Consider the following 255-nt stretch of genomic DNA (forward strand, 5'->3'; position numbering starts at 1 on the left):
AGTGACCCCTTAAAGTTAGACAAATATTTTTATGCAACCTGTTGGGCATGAGCTCGGTACTGTACCGGGCTCATGCCTTTTAATTTTGACTTGATGCGTTTGTAATTGTAGTAATCGATGTATCGTTTTAGTTCTTGCTTAAAGTGATCTACACTTTCAAACTCATTAAGATAAAGAAACTCCGACTTCATAATGCCAAAGAAGTTTTCCATTACCGCGTTATCGTAACAATTTCCTTTGCGCGACATGCTTTGG

1 protein-coding gene is annotated in these 255 nt (G+C 38.0%); it reads right to left on the reverse strand.

Annotated elements, in window-relative coordinates; genetic code table 11:
- Window positions 1-29: 29 nt before the first annotated feature.
- The coding region (locus tag NQZ67_RS30950; RefSeq protein ID WP_257453187.1) for an IS3 family transposase at window positions 30-255 on the reverse strand (226 nt) is incomplete at its 5' end.

This window comes from Paenibacillus soyae (genome assembly GCF_024623455.1).
GTDB classification, from domain to species: domain Bacteria; phylum Bacillota; class Bacilli; order Paenibacillales; family Paenibacillaceae; genus Pristimantibacillus; species Pristimantibacillus soyae.